Here is an 18,759-nt window from a genome sequence, read left to right as displayed (position 1 = left end):
ATGCTTATTGAACATCTTCCCTCTTTTATGGCTGATATAGATGAATTTAAAAAACTTTTTAATGTAGAAGAAAAAATTTTTGGAGAGCTTTATAATGCCTTTAAAAAATATGAGAATAATCTTTGGATTGAAACTGCTGATGATGAAGGTATAAAAAGACGTGAGAAATTTCTTGGTATAGATAAGCCTTATGGTACCCTTGAAGATAGAAGAAAAGTTGTACTTTCTGAATGGTCTGGTGTTCTTCCTTTTAATTATTATACTCTTGATAAGTGGCTTTCGAGTTATTTGGAAAAGTATAATTATACTATTGAAATTAGCTTTGATGAATATAAATTGTATGTTCTTTTAAGTTTGTCTGTTAAAGAACATGAGACTTATATAAAAAATGCTCTTAGAAAAAAGATACCTGCTAATATGATTATTGAGATAGGTATTGATTATAATAGATATAGAGATTTTAAAAAATTTACATATGGTCAAATTAAAGATAGCGGAATTACTTTAGGAGAAATGAGAGAAAGTGTTATATCATTATAAATAAAAAAAGAGGTGTTAACCTCTTTTTTTTACATTTCTTCAAGATATTTTTCAAAACCTACATTTTCAAGTTTTTCAGCTTTTTTCTCAACCATTTCTTCAAGGTCTTTTTTATATTTTGCAACATTTTCGTGAATAGTTTCATCAAAAGAGCCTATCATCTGAGCTGCAAGTATTCCTGCATTCTGTGCTCCATTTATTGCCACTGTTGCAACTGGTATTCCCGGTGGCATCTGAACTATTGAATAGAGTGAGTCCACACCACTTAAAGCTTTTGTTTTTACAGGTACACCTATAACAGGTACTGTTGTCAAAGCTGCTGTCATTCCTGGAAGATGAGCTGCTCCCCCTGCTCCTGCAATTATTACTTTTATTCCTCTTTCATGGGCTTTTTTTGCGTATTCATACATTCTGTCTGGTGTTCTGTGAGCTGATATTACAGTTAATTCATATGAAACACCAAGTTTGTCTAAAATTTTTCCGGCTTCACTCATAACAGGAAGGTCTGAATCACTGCCCATTATTATTCCTACTTGTGGAGACATTTTATCACCTCTTAAAAATATTTTGAAAAGTATTGATTTTTTTATAAATTGTATCATATATATTCTGTATTTTAAAGTTCTTATTGATAAAATAACGGTTTTATGGTAAAGTAATTACATTGGATTTTAATGCTTATAAGCATTTTAAATATTTTCGGGGAGGTGCAAATATGAGTACAATAGGTATTGTTTTATCTGTTATATTAGGTATATTAAGTGTTATTTTAACATCAATAATACTTTTACAGTCTGACCGTTCTGCTGGTCTTGGTGCTGTGGGCAATTCTGCTAACAGTGGTTCATACTGGAGTAAAAATAAAGCAAGCTCTATGGAAGGAGCTCTTGAGAGATATACAAAAATCGGTGGAGCTTTATTCTTAATAATATGTTTGCTTATTAATTTTTTTGCTTAAATTTTATGCCTCAACTTTTAAAGTTGGGGCTTTTTTATTATATTTAAGTAAACTTTTAATTTATGGTTATTAAATTGTTTTTGTTGTATAATAATATTATGATATTTTGACAGTTGATTTTAGCGAAAGAGGTGAAATAATTATGGAAGAAAATTTTGATTTATTTGAAGAAAGAAAAGAGAAAATTGCAAATTATATTGCCAGTGAAAATTATATACCTATGAAACCAACTGAGATTGCTATAATGCTCAGTGTGCCTTCCAATGAAATGGAATTATTTTTGAATATATTAAAAGAGCTTATAAATGAGGGAAGGGCTGTTGAAACTAAAAAAGGTAAAATAATGAGCCCTAAATCATTAAATTACTATACAGGTACATTTACAAGTCATGCTAGAGGTTTTGGATTTGTCACTGTTGAGGGAGAGCCTAACGACATATTTATACCTGCTGACAGTGTTAATGGTGCTATGCACAAAGATAAAGTTATGTGCCGTATTACAAAGCGTGCAGACCATGGAAAACGTGCTGAGGGTGAAGTTTTAAGAGTTATTGAACGTGGCATGACACAGATTGTAGGAACTTTTGAGAGAGGAAAAGGCTTTGGCTTTGTTGTTCCTGATGACAAAAAATTTGCCAATGATATTTTTGTATCAAAAGATAATACAAAGGGTGCTGTTACAGGCCATAAAGTAGTTGTTGAGATTATAAAATTCCCAGAAGGCAGAAGAAATCCTGAGGGTAAAATTGTAGAAATACTTGGACATATAAATGATCCAGGTGTTGATATACTTTCTATAATAAGACAGTTTGATTTACCTACTGATTTTCCTAAGGAAGTTTATGATTATATAGAAAATATAGAGAGTGAAATCTCATCAGATGAAATTTGTGGCAGAGAAGATTTAAGAAATATAAAAACTGTCACAATAGACGGTGAGGACGCCAAAGACCTTGATGATGCTGTTTCAATAGAAGTTCTTGAAAATGGTAATTATAAACTTGGCGTTCATATTGCTGATGTCTCTCATTATGTAAAAGAAAACAGTCCACTTGATAAAGAAGCTTATAAGAGAGGTACAAGTGTATATTTAGTTGACAGAGTTATACCTATGATACCTCATAAACTTTCAAATGGAATATGTTCTTTAAATCCTGATGAGGACAGACTTACATTAAGTTGTATTATGGAGATTGACAGAAAAGGTAATGTTGTTGACCATAGAATAGTTGAGTCTGTTATACATTCAGACAGAAGAATGACATACACTGCTGTTAATAAGATTATAGAGGAAAAAGATGAGGCTACAAGACAGGAGTATTCAGATTTTGTTGAGTTTTTTGATGATATGGAAAACTTGAGAAAAATACTGTCTGCAAAACGTAAAAAGAGAGGTTCTGTAAACTTTGATTTTCCAGAGGCTAAAATAATACTTGATGATGAGGGGACTCCTATTGATATTAAGCCTTATGAGAGAAACAGTGCTACAAATCTTATAGAAGAATTTATGCTTGTTTGTAATGAGACTGTTGCAGAATATTTCTTCTGGCAGCAAGTACCTTTTATATTCAGAAACCATGAAACTCCTGATGATGAAAAGATACAGAAACTTGAGGAGTTTTTAAGAAATTTTGGTTATAGACTTAAAGGAACTGGAAAAGATGAGCTTCACCCTAAATCAATTCAGCAGATTATATCTGATGTTGAGGGAAAACCTGAGGAGCATATTATAAGTAGAGTTGTACTTCGTAGTATGAAACAAGCTAGATATATGGCTGAAAATATGGGACATTTTGGTTTGGCAGCAAAATATTATTGTCACTTTACGTCACCTATAAGACGTTATCCAGACCTTGAAATACACAGAATAATAAAAGAGTGTATAAGAAATAATGGACTTTCTTCTAAACGTGAAAAGAGCCTTAATAAGAAAATGCCTGAAATAGCAAAACAGTGTTCTGTTAGAGAGCGTGTTGCTGAAGAAGCTGAAAGAGAAACAGACAAACTTAAAATGGTTCAGTTTATGGAGGATAAAATCGGTCAAATCTATGAGGGAGTTATATCTGGTGTTACAAGCTGGGGAATATATGTTGAACTTCCTAATACTGTTGAAGGTATGGTTTCTGTAAACTATATTGATGATGATTTTTATATTTTTGATGATAGAAATATGAGACTTGTGGGAGAGAGAACTCAAAAAACATACTCTCTCGGACAGAAAGTTTTTGTTCAGGTTTTCAAAGTTGACAGAGAACTTAGAAATATTGACTTTATTTTTGTTGACGAGCCTGAAGTTATTGACATAATGTAATTAATCGGGAGGTATATTGTTATGAGTTTAGAAAAAATTGGTATAATGGGCATGGGTGCCATAGGTGGTGTCTATGCTAAAGAGCTTTTAAGAACTTTTGGTGATAACTTTTATGCTGTTGCTGAAGGTGCAAGAGGAGAAAGATTTAAAAATAATGGTATAAAAGTAAATGGTGATGTTATTTTTCCAAAAGTCCTTTCTACAAAAAATCCAGAAACAAGACTTGATTTTCTTATTGTTGCTCTTAAAAATTATCAACTTGAAGATAGCTTTGACGAGATAAGAAATATTATAGATGATAATACTGTTATACTTACACTTTTAAACGGTGTAACAGCAGGGGATAGACTTAAAAAGGCTTTTCCTGAAAATGATGTTCTTCTTGGGCTTGTATATATTACAGCGGAGAGAACAGAAGATGGAGTTTATAGCAGTGATAAAGGTATTATAAAATTTGGAAATCCTAAAAATAGTAACCCTTCAAAAAGTGTTTTAGCTGTTAAAGAGGTTTTTGATAAAGCTGATATACCTAATGAAATACCTGTTGACATGATAAGTGCTCAGTGGAGAAAATGGATTATAAATATAGGTTCAAATCAGGTTTCAGCTATTGTTGGAAATGGATATGGAAAATTCCTTGAAATAGAGGAACTTCATGATGTGCTTTTTAAAGCTATGATGGAAGTTGTTGAAGTTGCAAAGGCTTTAGGTATTTATCTTCCTGTTGAAGATGTATATGATTATGATAGAAGGCTTAAATCTCTTGAGCCTGAACTTAAAACATCAACATTACAGGATGTTGAAAATAAGAGAAAGACAGAGATTGAATATTTTGCAGGAGACCTTATAAAAATTGCTAAAAAAGCAGGAGTTAGTGTACCTGTAAATGAAACTTTATATTGTCTTATAAAATCTATTGAAAAAATGTATCTTTAAAATTTGTTTCGGGCGATTTTATCGCCCGAAATATGTAATTATATTGTAATAATAAGTATATTGATTTTTTTTAGGATTATGCTATAATAAAAAACACTGAGTGAATTTAAGGAGGTGGTATGCATGGCTAAAGAAAAAGGAAGCAGACTTATTGCCCAAAATAAAAAAGCTTATCATGATTATTTTATAGAAGATACTTATCAAGCAGGAATTTCACTTGCTGGTACAGAGGTTAAATCTTTGAGAATGGGAAAATGTAGTCTCAAAGAAAGTTTTATTAAAATTGAAAATAGAGAGGCTTTTATTTATAATATGCATATCAGCCCTTATGAGCAGGGAAACATATTTAATAAAGACCCTCTGCGTACAAGAAAACTTTTACTTCATAAAAGTGAGATAAATAAAATACTTGGTAAGATAACTATTGCAGGATATACTGTTGTTCCTTTAAAAGTATACTTTGATAGAAGTCTTGTAAAGGTTGATATTGGTATTGCAAAAGGTAAGAAACTTTATGACAAACGTCAGACCATAGCTAAAAACGACCAGCGTCGTGAAGCTGAAAAAGAATTTAAAATTCGTAATCTCACAGTATAATGATTTTATATATAAAAAGAATTATACTGCATTTTGGGGATGCAATGGTTTCGACGGGGGTTTTGTAAACGAGAATAGCCATCCGCACTTGGTAACTGCGTCAAAATGCCTAAAATTTTTAAAAAGAAACGACAAAGATTATTCTTTAATGGCAGCCTAAGCTGCTGCCCGTTGGCCTTCGATTGCTCACAGTTGAAGTTACCAGCGTCGACCTTGTGAGGCACTTTTTCTCCTAAGCTTTGCGGAGGAAAAAGAAACATGAAGCTACTGAAGGTAAAAGCCTGTTGTTCGGCGGTTATCTGAGGGAATGTCAAAAGAGCAACTGTGATGGGAGAAGTTTTTGTGGAGAGGCCTTCGGACAGGAGTTCGATTCTCCTCATCTCCATTTTTTTAAACAACCTAATTATTTTGATAATTAGGTTGTTTTTTTATTGCAAATTAAGCTATTTTTATTATTTTTTGGAAAAAATGGTTATTGTTTTATAAATTAATTAGATGTATAATTACAATATATTTATTTTAGGGGGGATTATCATGAAATTTCAAAAACTTAAATATATGATATCAGGAGGAATTATAGCAACAATGATATTTAATGTAGTACCTGTTGCTTTTGCAAAAGTAAGTCAGATGAATATTCCTGTTACATATAATAATATTAAAATTCTTGTAGATGGTAAACAATTATCAACAGATAAAGAGCCGTTTATATATGATGGAACAACGTATCTTCCAGTAAGAGCTGTTGGCGAAGCTGTTGGAAAAGATGTAAGTTGGGATGGAAAAACAAATACAGTTTTACTTAATAGCAAAATGACAGAAGTACCAAAAAATGATTATGAAGAAGATACTAAAAAAGAAGAAACAGAAAATGTTATAACTAATTCAAAGGAATATTCAAGAACAAATCCTGCTCCTGTTGGAACAGAACAAATTTATAAATATGAAAGTGATTATGGAACTGATTATACTGTAAAATTAAAAATAACATCTGCATATAGAGGAACATCTGCTTGGAATATGATAAAAAGAGCAAATATGTTTAATGATGAAGCACCAGATGGAAAAGAATATATACTTATAGATGTTAAAGCTGAAGTTATAGATGTTGAAGATGATAAAGCTGTAAACTTTGATGAATATGATTTTACTCCATTTAGTGGTTCAAATTCAGAATATAAAAGAGAAACTGTTGTTGAACCTGAGCCAAGATTTAATGCATCTGTTTATAAAGGTGGAACAACAGAGGGATATATAGCTTTTCTTGTTGATAAATCAGATACACATCCTAAAGTTGTTTATGGAGAAAATTATGATGGTACAGGTGGAGTATGGTTTGAAGTAACAAAATAATTTATAAAAACTGTGATATATTATCACAGTTTTTTGTTTTTTAATATATTTTTAAACTGTTTGTATATTATTGTTATAAAAAAATATAGTAATTTAATTTAAAATATTTTATATTATTAAAGACAAAAATATATCATATAAATTTTAGGAGATGATTTTTATGATAACAAGAAAAGAGTTTAATTTTAATTCATCAGATGGAATTTCAAATATATATGGCTGTATATGGATTGATGAAAACAAGAAAGAATACAAAGGTATAGTACAACTTATTCATGGAATGGCAGAACATATTTTGAGATATGAAAATTTTGCTTGTTTTTTAGCATCAAAAGGATATGTTGTTTGTGGCAATGACCATATAGGACATGGAAGAAGTGCAAAAAATATTGATGATTTGGGATATTTTGGAGAAGGTAAGTATAATTATGTAAAACTTATTAAGGATATACACCATGTTAATGTTATGGTAAAAAATATGTTTCCTAAATTGCCTATAACTGTAATAGGTCATAGTATGGGTTCTTTTCTCGGAAGAAGTTTTGTTTATAGATATCCAGAGTATATAAAATCAGCTGTATTTATAGGAACAAGTGGAAGTAATCCTTTGATAGCTACAGGCATAAAAATATGCTCAATTAAAATGGATAGAGGAAAAGGAAAAGAAAGAGGAAATTTTGTAAATAAATTAGCTTTTGGTGCTTATAACTCAAGATATGAAAATAAAAATACAGATTTTGATTGGATATGCTCTGATGATAATGTAGTTAATGAATTTATTGAAGATGAAAAATGTGGTTTTATATTCACCTATGCAGGATATAATGACCTTTTTAGTGTTTTAAAAGAAGTCTCATCTAAAGAATGGTATAAAGGCTTTGACAAGAGAATACCTGTGTTACTTGTATCAGGCAGTGAAGACCCTGTTGGAAACTTTGGAAAAGGAGTAAGAGAGGTTTACAGAAAACTTAAAAAAGAGTGTGTTGACACTGATATTGTTATATATAAAGGTATGAGACATGAAGTATTAAATGAAAAAAATAAGTTTAAAGTGTATAGTGATATAGAAAAATGGATATGCAAAAAAATGATATGAACAATTGTGTTTTTGTGAAAAACATATAAAATTTTTATTTTAATTGTGTTAAACCTTGATTTTATAGGCTTTTTTAAATAAAATGTGTTGATTTTCCCAAGAATTATTATTATAATAAAAAAAGTAATAAGTATTTTTAATATTTTTACTATATTTTATAAATTTTATTTATATTTGGGGGAATTAATTTGCAAAAAGGAGAACACTTAAATCTGGATATATCGCTAGATTTATACAAAATTTATTGTGCTGTTGTCAGAACGGGAAATATGTCAGCAGCAGCCAAAGAACTTTATATTTCACAGCCAGCTGTAAGTATGTCTGTGAGACAGCTTGAGGACAGAATGGGAAGTCCTTTACTTGTAAGAACAACAAAGGGTGTAAGAACAACACCGGAAGGAAGTATGCTCTATGAATATCTTGAGCAGGCTTTAAGTCTTATAAAGACAGCAGAGAAGAAATATTTTGAGATGGTCAATCTTGAGGCGGGAGAAATAAGAATAGGAGCTAGTGACACTGTAATAGCAAACTATCTTATGCTTTATCTTGAAAAATTTAATAGCCTTTATCCTAACATAAATATAAAGGTTACAAACAAAACAACCTATGAATCACTTAAATTATTAAAAAGTGGAAATGTAGATGTATGTTTTGTAAATCTGCCAATAGAAAACTCAAATGATTTTGATGTTATTGAGTGTCTTGAAATACATGATTGTCTTGTTGGAGGTTCAAAATTTAAAGAGCTTTCTGAAAAAGGTGTAAATCTTGATGATATTGAAAAATATCCTCTTTTACTTCTTGAGGATTTAAGTAATACAAGAAGATATATTGATAAATTTACATTGGAAAATGGTATAAAGCTTAATCCTATAATAGAGCTTGGAAGCAGTGATATACTTCTTGATTTTGTAAAAATAAATCTTGGTTTGACATTTACAATAAAAGAATTTACAAAAGAAATTGATAACGAAAATATATTTGAGATACCTTTAAATCCACCTGTTCCACCTAGAAGTATAGGACTTGTAAAACTTAAAGGTGTAGGACTCTCAAACTCTGCAAAGGGATTTTGTGACATTATGGACATAAAAATTAAAAAATAATTTTTAAAAGCACCGATTTTACGGTGCTTTTTTGATAACATGAAATATTAAATAAAATTTATTCGTATATTGTTATAATAATACTAATTATGAAAGAAAGTGATGTTTAATGAAAAAGGTTGGAATTATACTTGAAGGAGGCGGAATGAGGGGAATATATACAGCTGGTGTTTTGGATTTCTTTATAAAGAAAAATATGTATTTCCCTTATGTTGCCGGAGTTTCTGCCGGAGCTTGCCATGGTTTAACATATATTGCTAAACAGAAGGGCAGAGATAAAGATATTGCTCTTAAATTTGTGAGAGATAAAAGATATTTAAGTTTTAGAAATCTTGTGAAAACAGGAGATATTTTTGGATTTGACTTTATTTTCGGAGAGCTTTCAGAAAAATTATTGCCTTTTGATTATGAAACTTTTGAAAATTCAAAACAAGAGCTGGCTGTGGGAGTGACAAACTGTGTTACAGGAGAGCCAGAGTATTTTTATAAAAGTCAGTGTTCACAAGAAAAATTGTTTGATGCAGTAAGAGCCTCAAGTAGCCTTCCATTTTTGTCAAATGAGGTTATTATAGACGGTAAAGCTTATATGGATGGTGGAATATCTTCATCAATTCCTTTAAAAAGAGCAATAGATGACGGTTATGAATATAATATTGTAGTTCTTACAAGAAATAAAGGATATAGGAAAAAACCTTCTAAGGTGACAAATAAACTTTCAGGATTAAAATATAAAAATTTTAAAGGTCTTTCAAATGCCATTGAAAATAGATATAAAAACTATAATGATGAAGTTGAATTTGCCGAACAGTTAGAAAAAGAAGGAAAAGTTTTTATAATACGCCCTGAAGAACCTATAAATGTAGGTAGAGTTGAAAAAGACAGAAGAAAAATATTTGAACTTTACAAAGAAGGATATATGGAGACTGCAAAAAAATTTAAAGACTTAAAAATATGGCTTAATACTATTGACAAAGACATATAAATATATTACTATTATCACATAATAGTTGAATAGTTGTTCATATAAAGTAAGGAGAATGATATGGCGAAGGGTAAAAAAAATAAAAAAAGCAAAGAAATTGAAGAAATGAACAGCATAATCGAAAATGTTAGCGATGAAAATATTATTGAAAAAGATGAAGAATTTATATATGATATTGCTGACTTTTTCAAAGTTTTTGGTGACTCTACAAGACTTAAACTTTTACATCTTCTTCTTGAAAAAGATATGTGTGTTGGAGACATAGCTGAAAAACTTTCTATGACCCAATCTGCTGTATCTCATCAACTTAGAGTATTGAGACAAAGCGACCTTGTAAAGTTTAGAAAAGAGGGAAAAGCTGTTATATATTCTCTTGATGATTATCATGTAAAAGATGTTCTTCAAGCTGGAATAAGCCATATAGGACATAAAAAAGGTTATATAAAATAGATTTTATGGGCAGTAAAACTGCCCTAAAAAAATAAGATATATATGAATGAATGTTCAAATAAAAATATAAAAAAGAGGTGTAAAAATGAATAGTATAAAGATTAAGGTGGAAGGTCTAACCTGTGCAAATTGTGGGGCTAAAATCGAAAAAGATACAAAAAGTATTTTTGGTGATGAAAACGTTTTTTTGAATATATTAAATCAAGAAATGGAAGTAAAAACAAATGATAATCATGACAATACATTAAAAACTGTAAAGACAATAGTAAATAAATATGAACCAGATGTTAAGGTCTATGAAATAAATACATCAAAACCCTTTATAATAACATTAAAGGGATTAAATTGTGCAAATTGTGCCTCAAAAATAGAGACTGCTTCATCGCAGATTGATTTTGTAAAATCAGCACAACTTAATTTTATGAATAAAGAAATGAGCATAACTATTGATGATGGAGGAAGTAAAATAGATGTTTACAATAAAATAAAAAATATTGTAAATAAACTTGAGCCTGATGTGGAAGTTTCAATAAAAGAAAATAACAGTCATGAACATACTCATTGTCATGATGGAAGTTGTAGTTGTGGAGAACATGAACATACTGAAAAAAAACCTTTTGAGTTTCCTATAAAATACAGATTTATATCAGGTGGAATATTATTTATTTTAGCTTCTTTTATTAGTAGAGATAATAATTTTGGAGTTTTGTTTTATATACTATCTTATATAATATTTGGATATGATGTAATAATAACAGCTTTAAAAAATATATTTAAAGGAAATGTCTTTGATGAGAACTTTTTAATGTCAGTATCAACAATAGGAGCAATAATACTTGGAGAATTACCTGAGGCTGTATTTGTAATGTTCTTCTATCAAGTTGGAGAGACATTCCAGCATATGGCTGTTGAAAAATCAAGAAAATCTATAAGAAGTCTTATGGATTTAAGACCAGACAAAGTAAATGTTGAAATTGATGGTAAAGTATTAAGTACATCTCCTGAAAATGTTTCAATAGGTGATATTGTTGTTGTAAAACCGGGAGAGAGAATAGCTCTTGATGGTGTTGTAATATATGGTGAAAGCAGACTTGATACATCAGCTATAACAGGAGAGTCTGTGCCCAGAGGTGTAGGTGTAAATGACGAAGTTTTAAGCGGTACAATAAATTTAAACGGAGTTTTAAAAATAAAAGCAACAAAGACTTTTGGAGAGTCAACAGTTGTTAAAATACTTGAGCTTGTTGAAAATGCTTCAGCTAAAAAATCAAAAACAGAGCAGTTTATAACAAAATTTGCGAGAGTTTATACACCAGCTGTTGTTTTTGGAGCAATTGCCCTTGCTTTTATACCTTCTATAATAACTCCTGAAAAGGATTTATCAATTTGGGTAATGAGAGCTCTTACATTCCTTGTAATATCTTGCCCATGTGCCCTTGTATTGTCTGTTCCTCTTGGTTTCTTTTCTGGAATAGGTGAGGCGTCTAAAAATGGTATATTAGTTAAAGGAAGTAGCTATATGACAAGTCTTTCTGAGATAGAGACTGTTGTATTTGATAAAACAGGAACAATAACAGAAGGTGTATTTAAAGTAAGTCATATTGAGCCTTATGAAAATATTGATAGTAAAAATATTTTATCATTGGCATATACAGTTGAAAAAATGTCAAATCACCCAATAGCTATTTCTATTTCTGAATATTGCAAAAATAATAATATTGATATTTTTGAATGTACAGAGTATGAAGAAATAAGCGGTATGGGTATAAAGGCGGTATGTGAAAAGGGAGAAATACTTGCCGGAAATGAAAAACTTATGAAAAAATATAATGTTCCATTTGTAAGAAATAATTATGCAGGAAGTGTTGTATATATATCATTAAATGGAAAATTTATGGGAAGTTTAAACGTTTCTGATATAATAAAGCCTGACAGTTATGAAGCTATAAAGAAATTAAAAAATGTAGGTGTTAAAAATATTGTAATGCTTACAGGTGATACAGATAAAAATGCAAGAGATGTTTCAAAAGAGCTTAATATAGATAATTACTATGCAGAACTTCTTCCACAGGACAAAGTATCTAAACTTGAAGAAATATTGTCAAAATCAAAGGGTAAGACAGCCTTTATTGGTGATGGTGTAAATGATGCCCCTGTTCTTGCAAGAGCTGATATAGGTGTTGCTATGGGTGGAATAGGTTCAGACTCTGCCATTGAAGCATCTGATGTTGTAATTATGAATGATTGTGTATCAAAACTTTATGAGGGAATACAGATTGCTAAGAACACAATAAAAATTGTTAATATGAATATAGTTTTTGCAATAGGTGTAAAACTTATAGTTCTTGTTCTTGGTGCATTAGGTATTGCTGGAATGTGGGCTGCTGTATTTGCTGATGTTGGTGTTGCTGTAATTGCTGTTTTAAACTCTATGAGAAAAAAATTAAAGTAGTCTGTGACAAAAATATGGCTGTTTGTGCTGAAATATTGAAAAAATAAATTTTGAAATATATAATAAAAGCTGATAATATGTCAGCTTTTATTTTTTTTGGAGAAAATTTATGGATTATAATACATTTGTTGAAATAAGTGTTTCAAAAACAAAATATAAAATAGATGAGCTTTTTGATTTTATAATTAAAAACAAAAAATCAAAGGGTGTTGTGTTTTTTAGAGACAGTGAGAGTGCCCGTATTATAGCAGAAAAAGCTAATAAAGAAAATATTATTGTTTCATATAATAATTTTGAAAGTGAAGTTATATTTTGTGGTTTGGAAAAAAATATCAATGATAAAAAATTTGATTTTGTAGTTGATTATAATATACCTGAAAATATGAAAATTTTGATTGAACATGTAGACATTGTAAAACCTAATGGAAAGTACTTTATACTTTATAGTAATAGGGATGTTGTTAAAATACACCATTATAATTATGAAAATTTTGAGTTTAAAGATTGTAGAGATAGAATGGAGAAGTTAGGGGAAGTTATGTGGCTTCTATATAATAAAGAATGTCTATTGATGCAGTTAAAAAGATATTTGGAATTTGAAACAAGTGAAAAATGTGGAATATGTACAGTTTGTAGAGAGCAGTTCTAATTTAAAGAGAACTGTTCTTTTTTTATTCTATAAACAAAAAAACAGTCTTTAATAGACTGTTTTAAAAAGTGAGCCATCCGGGGCTCGAACCCGGGACACCTGGATTAAAAGTCCAGTGCTCTACCAACTGAGCTAATGACCCTTATTAAGTTAAAAGTGAGTCATCCGGGGCTCGAACCCGGGACACCTGGATTAAAAGTCCAGTGCTCTACCAACTGAGCTAATGACCCTCATTAAATTTACTGTTAACTCACAGCAACGAAACTATTATATTAATTATTTTGATTTTTGTCAACACTTTTTTTGAAAAAAATATAAAAAATTTTAAAATTTTTAAAAAATCTATAAAATTAATGATTTATGGGGCTTTTTTGAAAATGAAACACGGATTAAACCGTGTTTTAAAAGTCAAATGATTTTAATACAATATTATTATTGTTTTCAATAGTCTTTTTAATATCTATTACCCTTTGATTTCTGCTTCCACAGAAATTAAGTTCAAGGGAACGTTCTTCTTCAATAAATTTTCCATCAACAAGAACATCAGTATTTTTCAAAAGTTCAATTTTGTTTTTATCATTTGAGTTTAATATTTCCTCAAATGTAAATCCTGTGTATGTCCATATATTAAGACCTATTTTTTTTGCTTTTAAAGCTATATCGTTACAGCTTTCAGCCTGCATGAAAGGTTCTCCACCTGATAATGTTATTCCGTCAAGTATAGGATTTTCTTCTGCCAATTTTATAATATCATTAGTATCAACTATTTTTCCGCCTTTAAAATCATGAGTTTGTGGATTATGACAGCCTTTGCAGTGATGAGGGCAGCCTTGAGTAAATACAGTAAGTCTAAGTCCTTGACCGTCAACTATGGAGTCATTTGCTACATCTGAAATTCTTATATCCATAATATACCCCTTTTTAAAAATTTTATAATATAATTTATAAAAGGTCTGCTTAAAAACAGCAGACCTTTTTATTTTGTTTTATTTTATTTTATATCTTTCATTGATATTGAGTGTTTAACTCTGTCTCTAACTTCGGCACGTTTTGCATCGTTAAATCTGTCAAGAGTACCTACAAGATAACCTGTTATACGTCTTATTCTCTGGAATTTAGGTCCTTCATCTTCTGTTCTGCCACATTTTGGACAAGTATCACCAATTATTCCGCTATATCCACAAACAGGGTCTCTGTCAACAGGGTGGTTTATTGAACCATATCCAATTCCTTGAGTTTTCATATATCTTACAACTTTCTCAAAGGCATCAACATTTTTAGCAGGGTCTCCATCAAGTTCTACATAAGATATATGACCGGCATTAGTAAGTGCATGGTAAGGAGCTTCAAGCTGTATTTTTTTGAATGCACTTATAGGGAAATATACAGGTATATGGAAAGAGTTTGTATAATACTCTTTATCTGTTATACCTTCTATAATGCCAAATTTCTTTTTATCTATTTTTACAAACCTTCCGGAAAGACCTTCAGCAGGAGTTGCCAGAAGTGAGAAGTTTAAGTGAGTTTTCTCTGACATTTCGTCCATTCTTCTTCTCATATGACCAACTATTTCAAGACCTAAAGCCTGAGCAGTCTCACTTTCACCATGATGAACACCAATAAGAGCTTTAAGACACTCTGCAAGACCTATAAATCCTACTGAAAGAGTACCATGTTTGAGTATTTCTCTTACTTCATCATTATAGTTTAATTTTTCACTGTCAATCCATACACCTTCACCCATAAGGAAAGGATAGTTATTAACTTTTTTCTTAGCTTGAATTTCAAATCTTTCAAGAAGCTGTTCAAAAACAAGGTCTATTTTTCTGTCAAGTTCTTCATAGAACCATTCAATATTTTTTTCTGCAAGAATTGCTATTCTTGGAAGATTTATTGTTGTAAAACTTAAATTTCCTCTGCCATTTGATATTTCTCTTTCAGGGTCGTATACATTTCCTATAACTCTTGTACGACAGCCCATATAAGCTATTTCTGTTTCAGGAGTGCCTTTATAATACTGAAGATTGAAAGGAGCGTCCTGAAAAGAGAAGTTAGGGAAAAGACGTTTTGCACTTACTCTACAAGCTAATCTAAAAAGGTCATAGTTAGGTTCCCCTGGATTAAAGTTTATACCGTCTTTTACTCTGAATATCTGTATAGGGAATATAGGTGTTTCACCGTTTCCTAAACCTACTTCAGTAACAAGAAGAACGTTTTTAACAACCATTCTTCCCTCTGTTGATGTATCCATACCATAGTTTATTGATGAGAAAGGTGTCTGAGCACCGGCTCTAGAATGCATTGTATTAAGGTTGTGTATTAATGATTCCATAGCCTGATATGTTGCTTTGTCTGTTTCTTCCTCAGCCTTTGTGCGGGCGAATTTCTGGCATTTTTCAATAATACTTTCATCTATTCCTATGTCCAAAAGCATTTCTTTTTCTGCTTTAAGATATTCTTCATTGTAGTCAAGAGTTGGCCAAAGTCCTTTATCAATAAGTGTTTTGTGTATTTTTTTAATTTCAGGTCCAGTAACTTCGCCGCATATAAGTTCTATTGCAGATGAAAGGTCTTGGCAATATCTCTTTTTATATGTCTTTTTTACACCAGGAGCAAGACCATAATCAAAGTTTACTATTGATTGACCACCATGCTGGTCATTTTGATTTGACTGTATGGCTATACAAGCTAAAGATGAATAACTTGCAATATCGTTAGGCTCTCTTAAAACTCCATGACCTGTGGAAAAACCGTCTTTAAAAAGTTTTAAAATATCAATTTGACAGCAAGTTGTTGTTAAAGTATAGAAATCTAAGTCGTGAATATGAATATCACCGTTTCTGTGAGCCTCTGAAAATTCAGGTTTTAAAACATACATTTCATTGAAATGTTTTGCCCCTTCAGAACCATATTTTAACATAGCTCCCATAGCTGTGTTACCGTCAATATTAGCATTTTCTCTCTTTATATCGCTGTCTGTTGCATCTTTATAAGTGATGTCCTCGAAAGTCTTCATAAGTCTTCCGTTCATGTTTCTTATACGAGTTCTTTCAGCTCTATAAAGTATATATGATTTTGCAGTTGAGACAAATCCGTTTTTGATAAGGACTTTTTCAACAGCATCTTGTATCTGTTCAACATTAGGTTCAACTGTTTCTGATGTATCAAATTCTTTTACTGTCTGTTTTGCAAGGTCAAGACAAAGTGAATATTCCTTTTTTCCTGTTGACGCTTCAAAAGCTTTTGATATTGCATCAGCTATTTTGTTTATATCAAACTGAGCAAGTCTACCGTCTCTCTTTTTTATACAGTTAACCATGTTTCCTAACCCCCCGATAAAATTTCTAGTGTTTCCCAAAAACAAAAACACAATATATAGTTTTAAATTTTTGGGAAGATTGAATATATTGTACTAAAACAGATTTTTAAAGTCAATATTCAGTTTTTGAGCAGTATTCGTTAAAGGGCATAAGCATAGTATTTATAGAGCGAAAAAATTTTTTTGGAGGTAAAAATGGAGCGTTTTTCTGAACTAAAAAATAAAGAAGTGATAAATATTTGTGATGGAACGAGATATGGTTATATAAGGGATTTGGAAATTGATACGAAAACAGCAAGAATACTTTCCATAATAATACCTATTGAAGGAAAATTTTGGGGAATATTTTGCAGTGAAGAAGAATATTGTATACCTTGGTCTTGTATTGTTAAAATAGGTGACGATATAATACTTGTTGATGGAAAAACAGAAGATATGCTAAGAAATGTGCCTTAAAATACTATATATTTGATTGTTTTACTTGATTTTACAAAATGTATAAAGTATACTTAATACGTAATTAAACAATTTACTGTAAGGAGGGTGTCTATGAAGTGTCCTTTTTGTAATAATCCAGATACAAAAGTAGTTGACTCAAGGTCACAGGAAGAAAACTCTGCCATAAGAAGAAGACGAGTTTGTGAAAAATGTGGTAAAAGATTTACTACTTATGAGAGAGTAGATACTATTCCTATAACTGTCATAAAAAGTGATAATACAAGGGAAATTTTTGATAAAAATAAACTTATTAACGGAATGATGAAATCCTGTAATAAAAGACCTGTTACAATGAACCAGATAGAAGCTATTGCAGATGATATAGAAAACACTGTTATGAACCGTCTTGAAAAAGAGGTTGATAGTAAAGAGCTTGGTAATATGGTTATGGATAGACTTAAAGAAGTTGATGAAGTTGCATATGTAAGATTTGCCTCTGTTTATAGACAGTTTAAGGATATAAACACATTTATGGACGAACTTGAGAAACTTCTTAAAGAAAAAAATAGAATATAAAAAGGTATGCTTATGCATACCTTTTTTTTGTTTAAGTTATATTTTGAAATACATATACAATAATATATGCAAAAGGAATTATTATTACCTGTAAAAAATATATAAGAAGTATTCCTGCCAAAGGTTTTCCGGCGATAAAATCCTGTTTTTGTTTTGGAAGATTATAATATATTTTACCTTCAGGAATTTCAGGTTTTTTATTTATTTTTATAAATGCCCATATAAGAAGTATCAATATAGGAGCTGTTATACAAGCTAAAAATATACTACTTATAAGAGATGCTATTATATCTGATATATTAGTGTTTGTTGTACTTTTTAATAATTCCTCTGGTGACATAGATGACATCAAAATAGTTGAAAGTAGAACCTGTGAGCCATTTATAGTAAAATGAGATATCATTGAAGCGAATATTGAACCTGTTCTATAAACAAGAAAACAGAAAAATATTCCCATAACGAAAGCATATAAAAATTGTTGTGCATCACAGTGTATAAGACCAAAAAGAAGTCCTGTCATAATAGATGCCTTTAAAAGACTTGTTGTTCTATATCCAGAAAATACAATTCCTCTAAAAATTATTTCTTCAAATATTGCCGGTGTTAAAGCGGTAGCAATAATAGTAAGCCATACAGGTATTTTTGCTGTCTCTGTAAGCATTGTTGTAACATTATTAGGAAAAAATATTGTTGTTAATGCACTTAAAACAGTCATTATAGGCTGTATAAATATTGATATTGCTACTATTATAAGTATATTTAGTGGACTTATTGGTTTAATACTTAAAGTGTCTTTAACATTAGATTTTGTAATTATAAAGTATAGTATAGTTGGTATTCCAAACATACATATCTGACTGAGTATCATATTAATTACAATAGGCATATTAACCATTGTCATCAAAGAAGACCAAAAAAGCCCTAAAATAAATTGTAATACAAATAAAAATAATACAAATAAATTTGTTTTTTGTATACTACTCATCGAACACCTCC

General features: G+C 30.3%; 18 protein-coding genes, 2 tRNA genes and 1 other RNA gene. 15 read left to right on the top strand and 6 right to left on the bottom strand.

What is annotated here, in order from left to right:
• Positions 1-540: a putative phage tail protein gene (locus B5E58_RS07150; protein ID WP_158097694.1), complete on the top strand. Its 540-nt coding sequence runs from the start codon at positions 1-3 to the stop codon at positions 538-540.
• A 29-nt stretch (positions 541-569) separates the two neighbouring features.
• Here the strand turns inward: B5E58_RS07150 and purE are convergent, their stop codons facing one another.
• On the bottom strand, positions 570-1,085 hold the full coding sequence (purE, locus tag B5E58_RS07145; protein WP_088109006.1) for a 5-(carboxyamino)imidazole ribonucleotide mutase: 516 nt from the start codon (positions 1,083-1,085) through the stop codon (positions 570-572).
• Positions 1,086-1,255: 170 nt separating this feature from the next.
• Between purE and secG the strand changes: the two genes are divergently transcribed.
• The 12 genes from secG to B5E58_RS07085 all read left to right on the top strand — a co-directional run bounded on the left by secG (position 1,256) and on the right by B5E58_RS07085 (position 13,430).
• Positions 1,256-1,498 (top strand): preprotein translocase subunit SecG, encoded by a 243-nt coding sequence (secG, locus tag B5E58_RS07140; protein ID WP_088109005.1) that lies wholly within the window; start codon positions 1,256-1,258, stop codon positions 1,496-1,498.
• A gap of 142 nt (positions 1,499-1,640) precedes the next feature.
• Positions 1,641-3,809, top strand: a complete 2,169-nt coding sequence (gene rnr, locus B5E58_RS07135) for a ribonuclease R (protein WP_088109004.1) — start codon at positions 1,641-1,643, stop codon at positions 3,807-3,809.
• Between the two features lie 21 nt (positions 3,810-3,830).
• Complete coding sequence (locus tag B5E58_RS07130) at positions 3,831-4,745, top strand: ketopantoate reductase family protein (protein ID WP_088109003.1); 915 nt, start codon at positions 3,831-3,833, stop codon at positions 4,743-4,745.
• Positions 4,746-4,868: 123 nt separating this feature from the next.
• The gene (smpB, locus tag B5E58_RS07125) at positions 4,869-5,342 is read left to right on the top strand and encodes an SsrA-binding protein SmpB (protein ID WP_088109002.1); all 474 of its coding nucleotides are present in this window, start codon (positions 4,869-4,871) and stop codon (positions 5,340-5,342) included.
• A 35-nt stretch (positions 5,343-5,377) separates the two neighbouring features.
• Positions 5,378-5,730: a transfer-messenger RNA gene (ssrA, locus tag B5E58_RS07120) on the top strand.
• 146 nt (positions 5,731-5,876) lie between these two features.
• The gene (locus B5E58_RS07115; RefSeq protein WP_242956623.1) at positions 5,877-6,695 is read left to right on the top strand and encodes a stalk domain-containing protein; all 819 of its coding nucleotides are present in this window, start codon (positions 5,877-5,879) and stop codon (positions 6,693-6,695) included.
• A 160-nt stretch (positions 6,696-6,855) separates the two neighbouring features.
• Complete coding sequence (locus B5E58_RS07110) at positions 6,856-7,791, top strand: alpha/beta fold hydrolase (protein WP_158097693.1); 936 nt, start codon at positions 6,856-6,858, stop codon at positions 7,789-7,791.
• A gap of 188 nt (positions 7,792-7,979) precedes the next feature.
• Positions 7,980-8,897 carry a LysR family transcriptional regulator gene (locus tag B5E58_RS07105; RefSeq protein ID WP_088109000.1) on the top strand — a complete coding sequence of 306 codons (918 nt, stop codon included), beginning with the start codon at positions 7,980-7,982 and terminating at the stop codon, positions 8,895-8,897.
• Positions 8,898-9,006: 109 nt separating this feature from the next.
• Positions 9,007-9,879, top strand: coding sequence for a patatin-like phospholipase family protein (locus tag B5E58_RS07100; protein ID WP_088108999.1), 873 nt, complete (start codon positions 9,007-9,009; stop codon positions 9,877-9,879).
• 60 nt (positions 9,880-9,939) lie between these two features.
• A complete protein-coding gene (locus B5E58_RS07095; RefSeq protein ID WP_088108998.1) occupies positions 9,940-10,329 on the top strand; it encodes an ArsR/SmtB family transcription factor in 390 nt (129 codons plus the stop codon).
• 85 nt (positions 10,330-10,414) lie between these two features.
• The gene (locus B5E58_RS07090; protein ID WP_088108997.1) at positions 10,415-12,781 is read left to right on the top strand and encodes a heavy metal translocating P-type ATPase; all 2,367 of its coding nucleotides are present in this window, start codon (positions 10,415-10,417) and stop codon (positions 12,779-12,781) included.
• 109 nt (positions 12,782-12,890) lie between these two features.
• Complete coding sequence (locus tag B5E58_RS07085; RefSeq protein ID WP_088108996.1) at positions 12,891-13,430, top strand: hypothetical protein; 540 nt, start codon at positions 12,891-12,893, stop codon at positions 13,428-13,430.
• 69 nt (positions 13,431-13,499) lie between these two features.
• Here the strand turns inward: B5E58_RS07085 and B5E58_RS07080 are convergent.
• From B5E58_RS07080 to B5E58_RS07065, 4 genes are all read right to left on the bottom strand, one after another.
• Positions 13,500-13,572: transfer RNA gene (locus tag B5E58_RS07080), tRNA-Lys, on the bottom strand.
• Between the two features lie 15 nt (positions 13,573-13,587).
• Positions 13,588-13,660: transfer RNA gene (locus tag B5E58_RS07075), tRNA-Lys, on the bottom strand.
• 171 nt (positions 13,661-13,831) lie between these two features.
• Positions 13,832-14,338, bottom strand: coding sequence for an anaerobic ribonucleoside-triphosphate reductase activating protein (gene nrdG, locus B5E58_RS07070; RefSeq protein ID WP_088108995.1), 507 nt, complete (start codon positions 14,336-14,338; stop codon positions 13,832-13,834).
• Between the two features lie 83 nt (positions 14,339-14,421).
• The gene (locus B5E58_RS07065) at positions 14,422-16,749 is read right to left on the bottom strand and encodes an anaerobic ribonucleoside triphosphate reductase (protein ID WP_088108994.1); all 2,328 of its coding nucleotides are present in this window, start codon (positions 16,747-16,749) and stop codon (positions 14,422-14,424) included.
• Between the two features lie 195 nt (positions 16,750-16,944).
• Here B5E58_RS07065 and B5E58_RS07060 point away from each other — a divergent pair, with 195 nt between their 5' ends.
• Complete coding sequence (locus B5E58_RS07060; RefSeq protein ID WP_088108993.1) at positions 16,945-17,205, top strand: YlmC/YmxH family sporulation protein; 261 nt, start codon at positions 16,945-16,947, stop codon at positions 17,203-17,205.
• A 93-nt stretch (positions 17,206-17,298) separates the two neighbouring features.
• Complete coding sequence (gene nrdR, locus B5E58_RS07055) at positions 17,299-17,763, top strand: transcriptional regulator NrdR (protein ID WP_088108992.1); 465 nt, start codon at positions 17,299-17,301, stop codon at positions 17,761-17,763.
• A gap of 31 nt (positions 17,764-17,794) precedes the next feature.
• Here the strand turns inward: nrdR and B5E58_RS07050 are convergent, their stop codons facing one another.
• Positions 17,795-18,748, bottom strand: a complete 954-nt coding sequence (locus B5E58_RS07050) for a CPBP family intramembrane glutamic endopeptidase (RefSeq protein WP_088108991.1) — start codon at positions 18,746-18,748, stop codon at positions 17,795-17,797.
• Positions 18,749-18,759: the final 11 nt, after the last annotated feature.

Source organism: Tyzzerella sp. An114 (genome assembly GCF_002161055.1).
Lineage (GTDB): Bacteria > Bacillota > Clostridia > Lachnospirales > Anaerotignaceae > Fimicola > Fimicola cottocaccae.
The sequence above is the reverse complement of the archived record's forward strand: the minus strand, read 5'-3'. Positions and strand labels throughout refer to the sequence as shown.

What these genes read in the sequence shown, in the direction of transcription:
- nrdG (WP_088108995.1), bottom strand. Translation starts at nt 14,338, where the DNA reads ATGGATATAAGAATTTCAGATGTAGCAAATGACTCCATAGTTGACGGT.
- purE (WP_088109006.1), bottom strand. Translation starts at nt 1,085, where the DNA reads ATGTCTCCACAAGTAGGAATAATAATGGGCAGTGATTCAGACCTTCCT.
- B5E58_RS07115 (WP_242956623.1), top strand. Translation starts at nt 5,877, where the DNA reads ATGAAATTTCAAAAACTTAAATATATGATATCAGGAGGAATTATAGCA.
- secG (WP_088109005.1), top strand. Translation starts at nt 1,256, where the DNA reads ATGAGTACAATAGGTATTGTTTTATCTGTTATATTAGGTATATTAAGT.
- smpB (WP_088109002.1), top strand. Translation starts at nt 4,869, where the DNA reads ATGGCTAAAGAAAAAGGAAGCAGACTTATTGCCCAAAATAAAAAAGCT.
- rnr (WP_088109004.1), top strand. Translation starts at nt 1,641, where the DNA reads ATGGAAGAAAATTTTGATTTATTTGAAGAAAGAAAAGAGAAAATTGCA.
- B5E58_RS07085 (WP_088108996.1), top strand. Translation starts at nt 12,891, where the DNA reads ATGGATTATAATACATTTGTTGAAATAAGTGTTTCAAAAACAAAATAT.
- B5E58_RS07090 (WP_088108997.1), top strand. Translation starts at nt 10,415, where the DNA reads ATGAATAGTATAAAGATTAAGGTGGAAGGTCTAACCTGTGCAAATTGT.
- B5E58_RS07050 (WP_088108991.1), bottom strand. Translation starts at nt 18,748, where the DNA reads ATGAGTAGTATACAAAAAACAAATTTATTTGTATTATTTTTATTTGTA.
- B5E58_RS07110 (WP_158097693.1), top strand. Translation starts at nt 6,856, where the DNA reads ATGATAACAAGAAAAGAGTTTAATTTTAATTCATCAGATGGAATTTCA.
- B5E58_RS07095 (WP_088108998.1), top strand. Translation starts at nt 9,940, where the DNA reads ATGGCGAAGGGTAAAAAAAATAAAAAAAGCAAAGAAATTGAAGAAATG.
- B5E58_RS07150 (WP_158097694.1), top strand. Translation starts at nt 1, where the DNA reads ATGCTTATTGAACATCTTCCCTCTTTTATGGCTGATATAGATGAATTT.
- B5E58_RS07065 (WP_088108994.1), bottom strand. Translation starts at nt 16,749, where the DNA reads ATGGTTAACTGTATAAAAAAGAGAGACGGTAGACTTGCTCAGTTTGAT.
- nrdR (WP_088108992.1), top strand. Translation starts at nt 17,299, where the DNA reads ATGAAGTGTCCTTTTTGTAATAATCCAGATACAAAAGTAGTTGACTCA.
- B5E58_RS07100 (WP_088108999.1), top strand. Translation starts at nt 9,007, where the DNA reads ATGAAAAAGGTTGGAATTATACTTGAAGGAGGCGGAATGAGGGGAATA.
- B5E58_RS07130 (WP_088109003.1), top strand. Translation starts at nt 3,831, where the DNA reads ATGAGTTTAGAAAAAATTGGTATAATGGGCATGGGTGCCATAGGTGGT.
- B5E58_RS07060 (WP_088108993.1), top strand. Translation starts at nt 16,945, where the DNA reads ATGGAGCGTTTTTCTGAACTAAAAAATAAAGAAGTGATAAATATTTGT.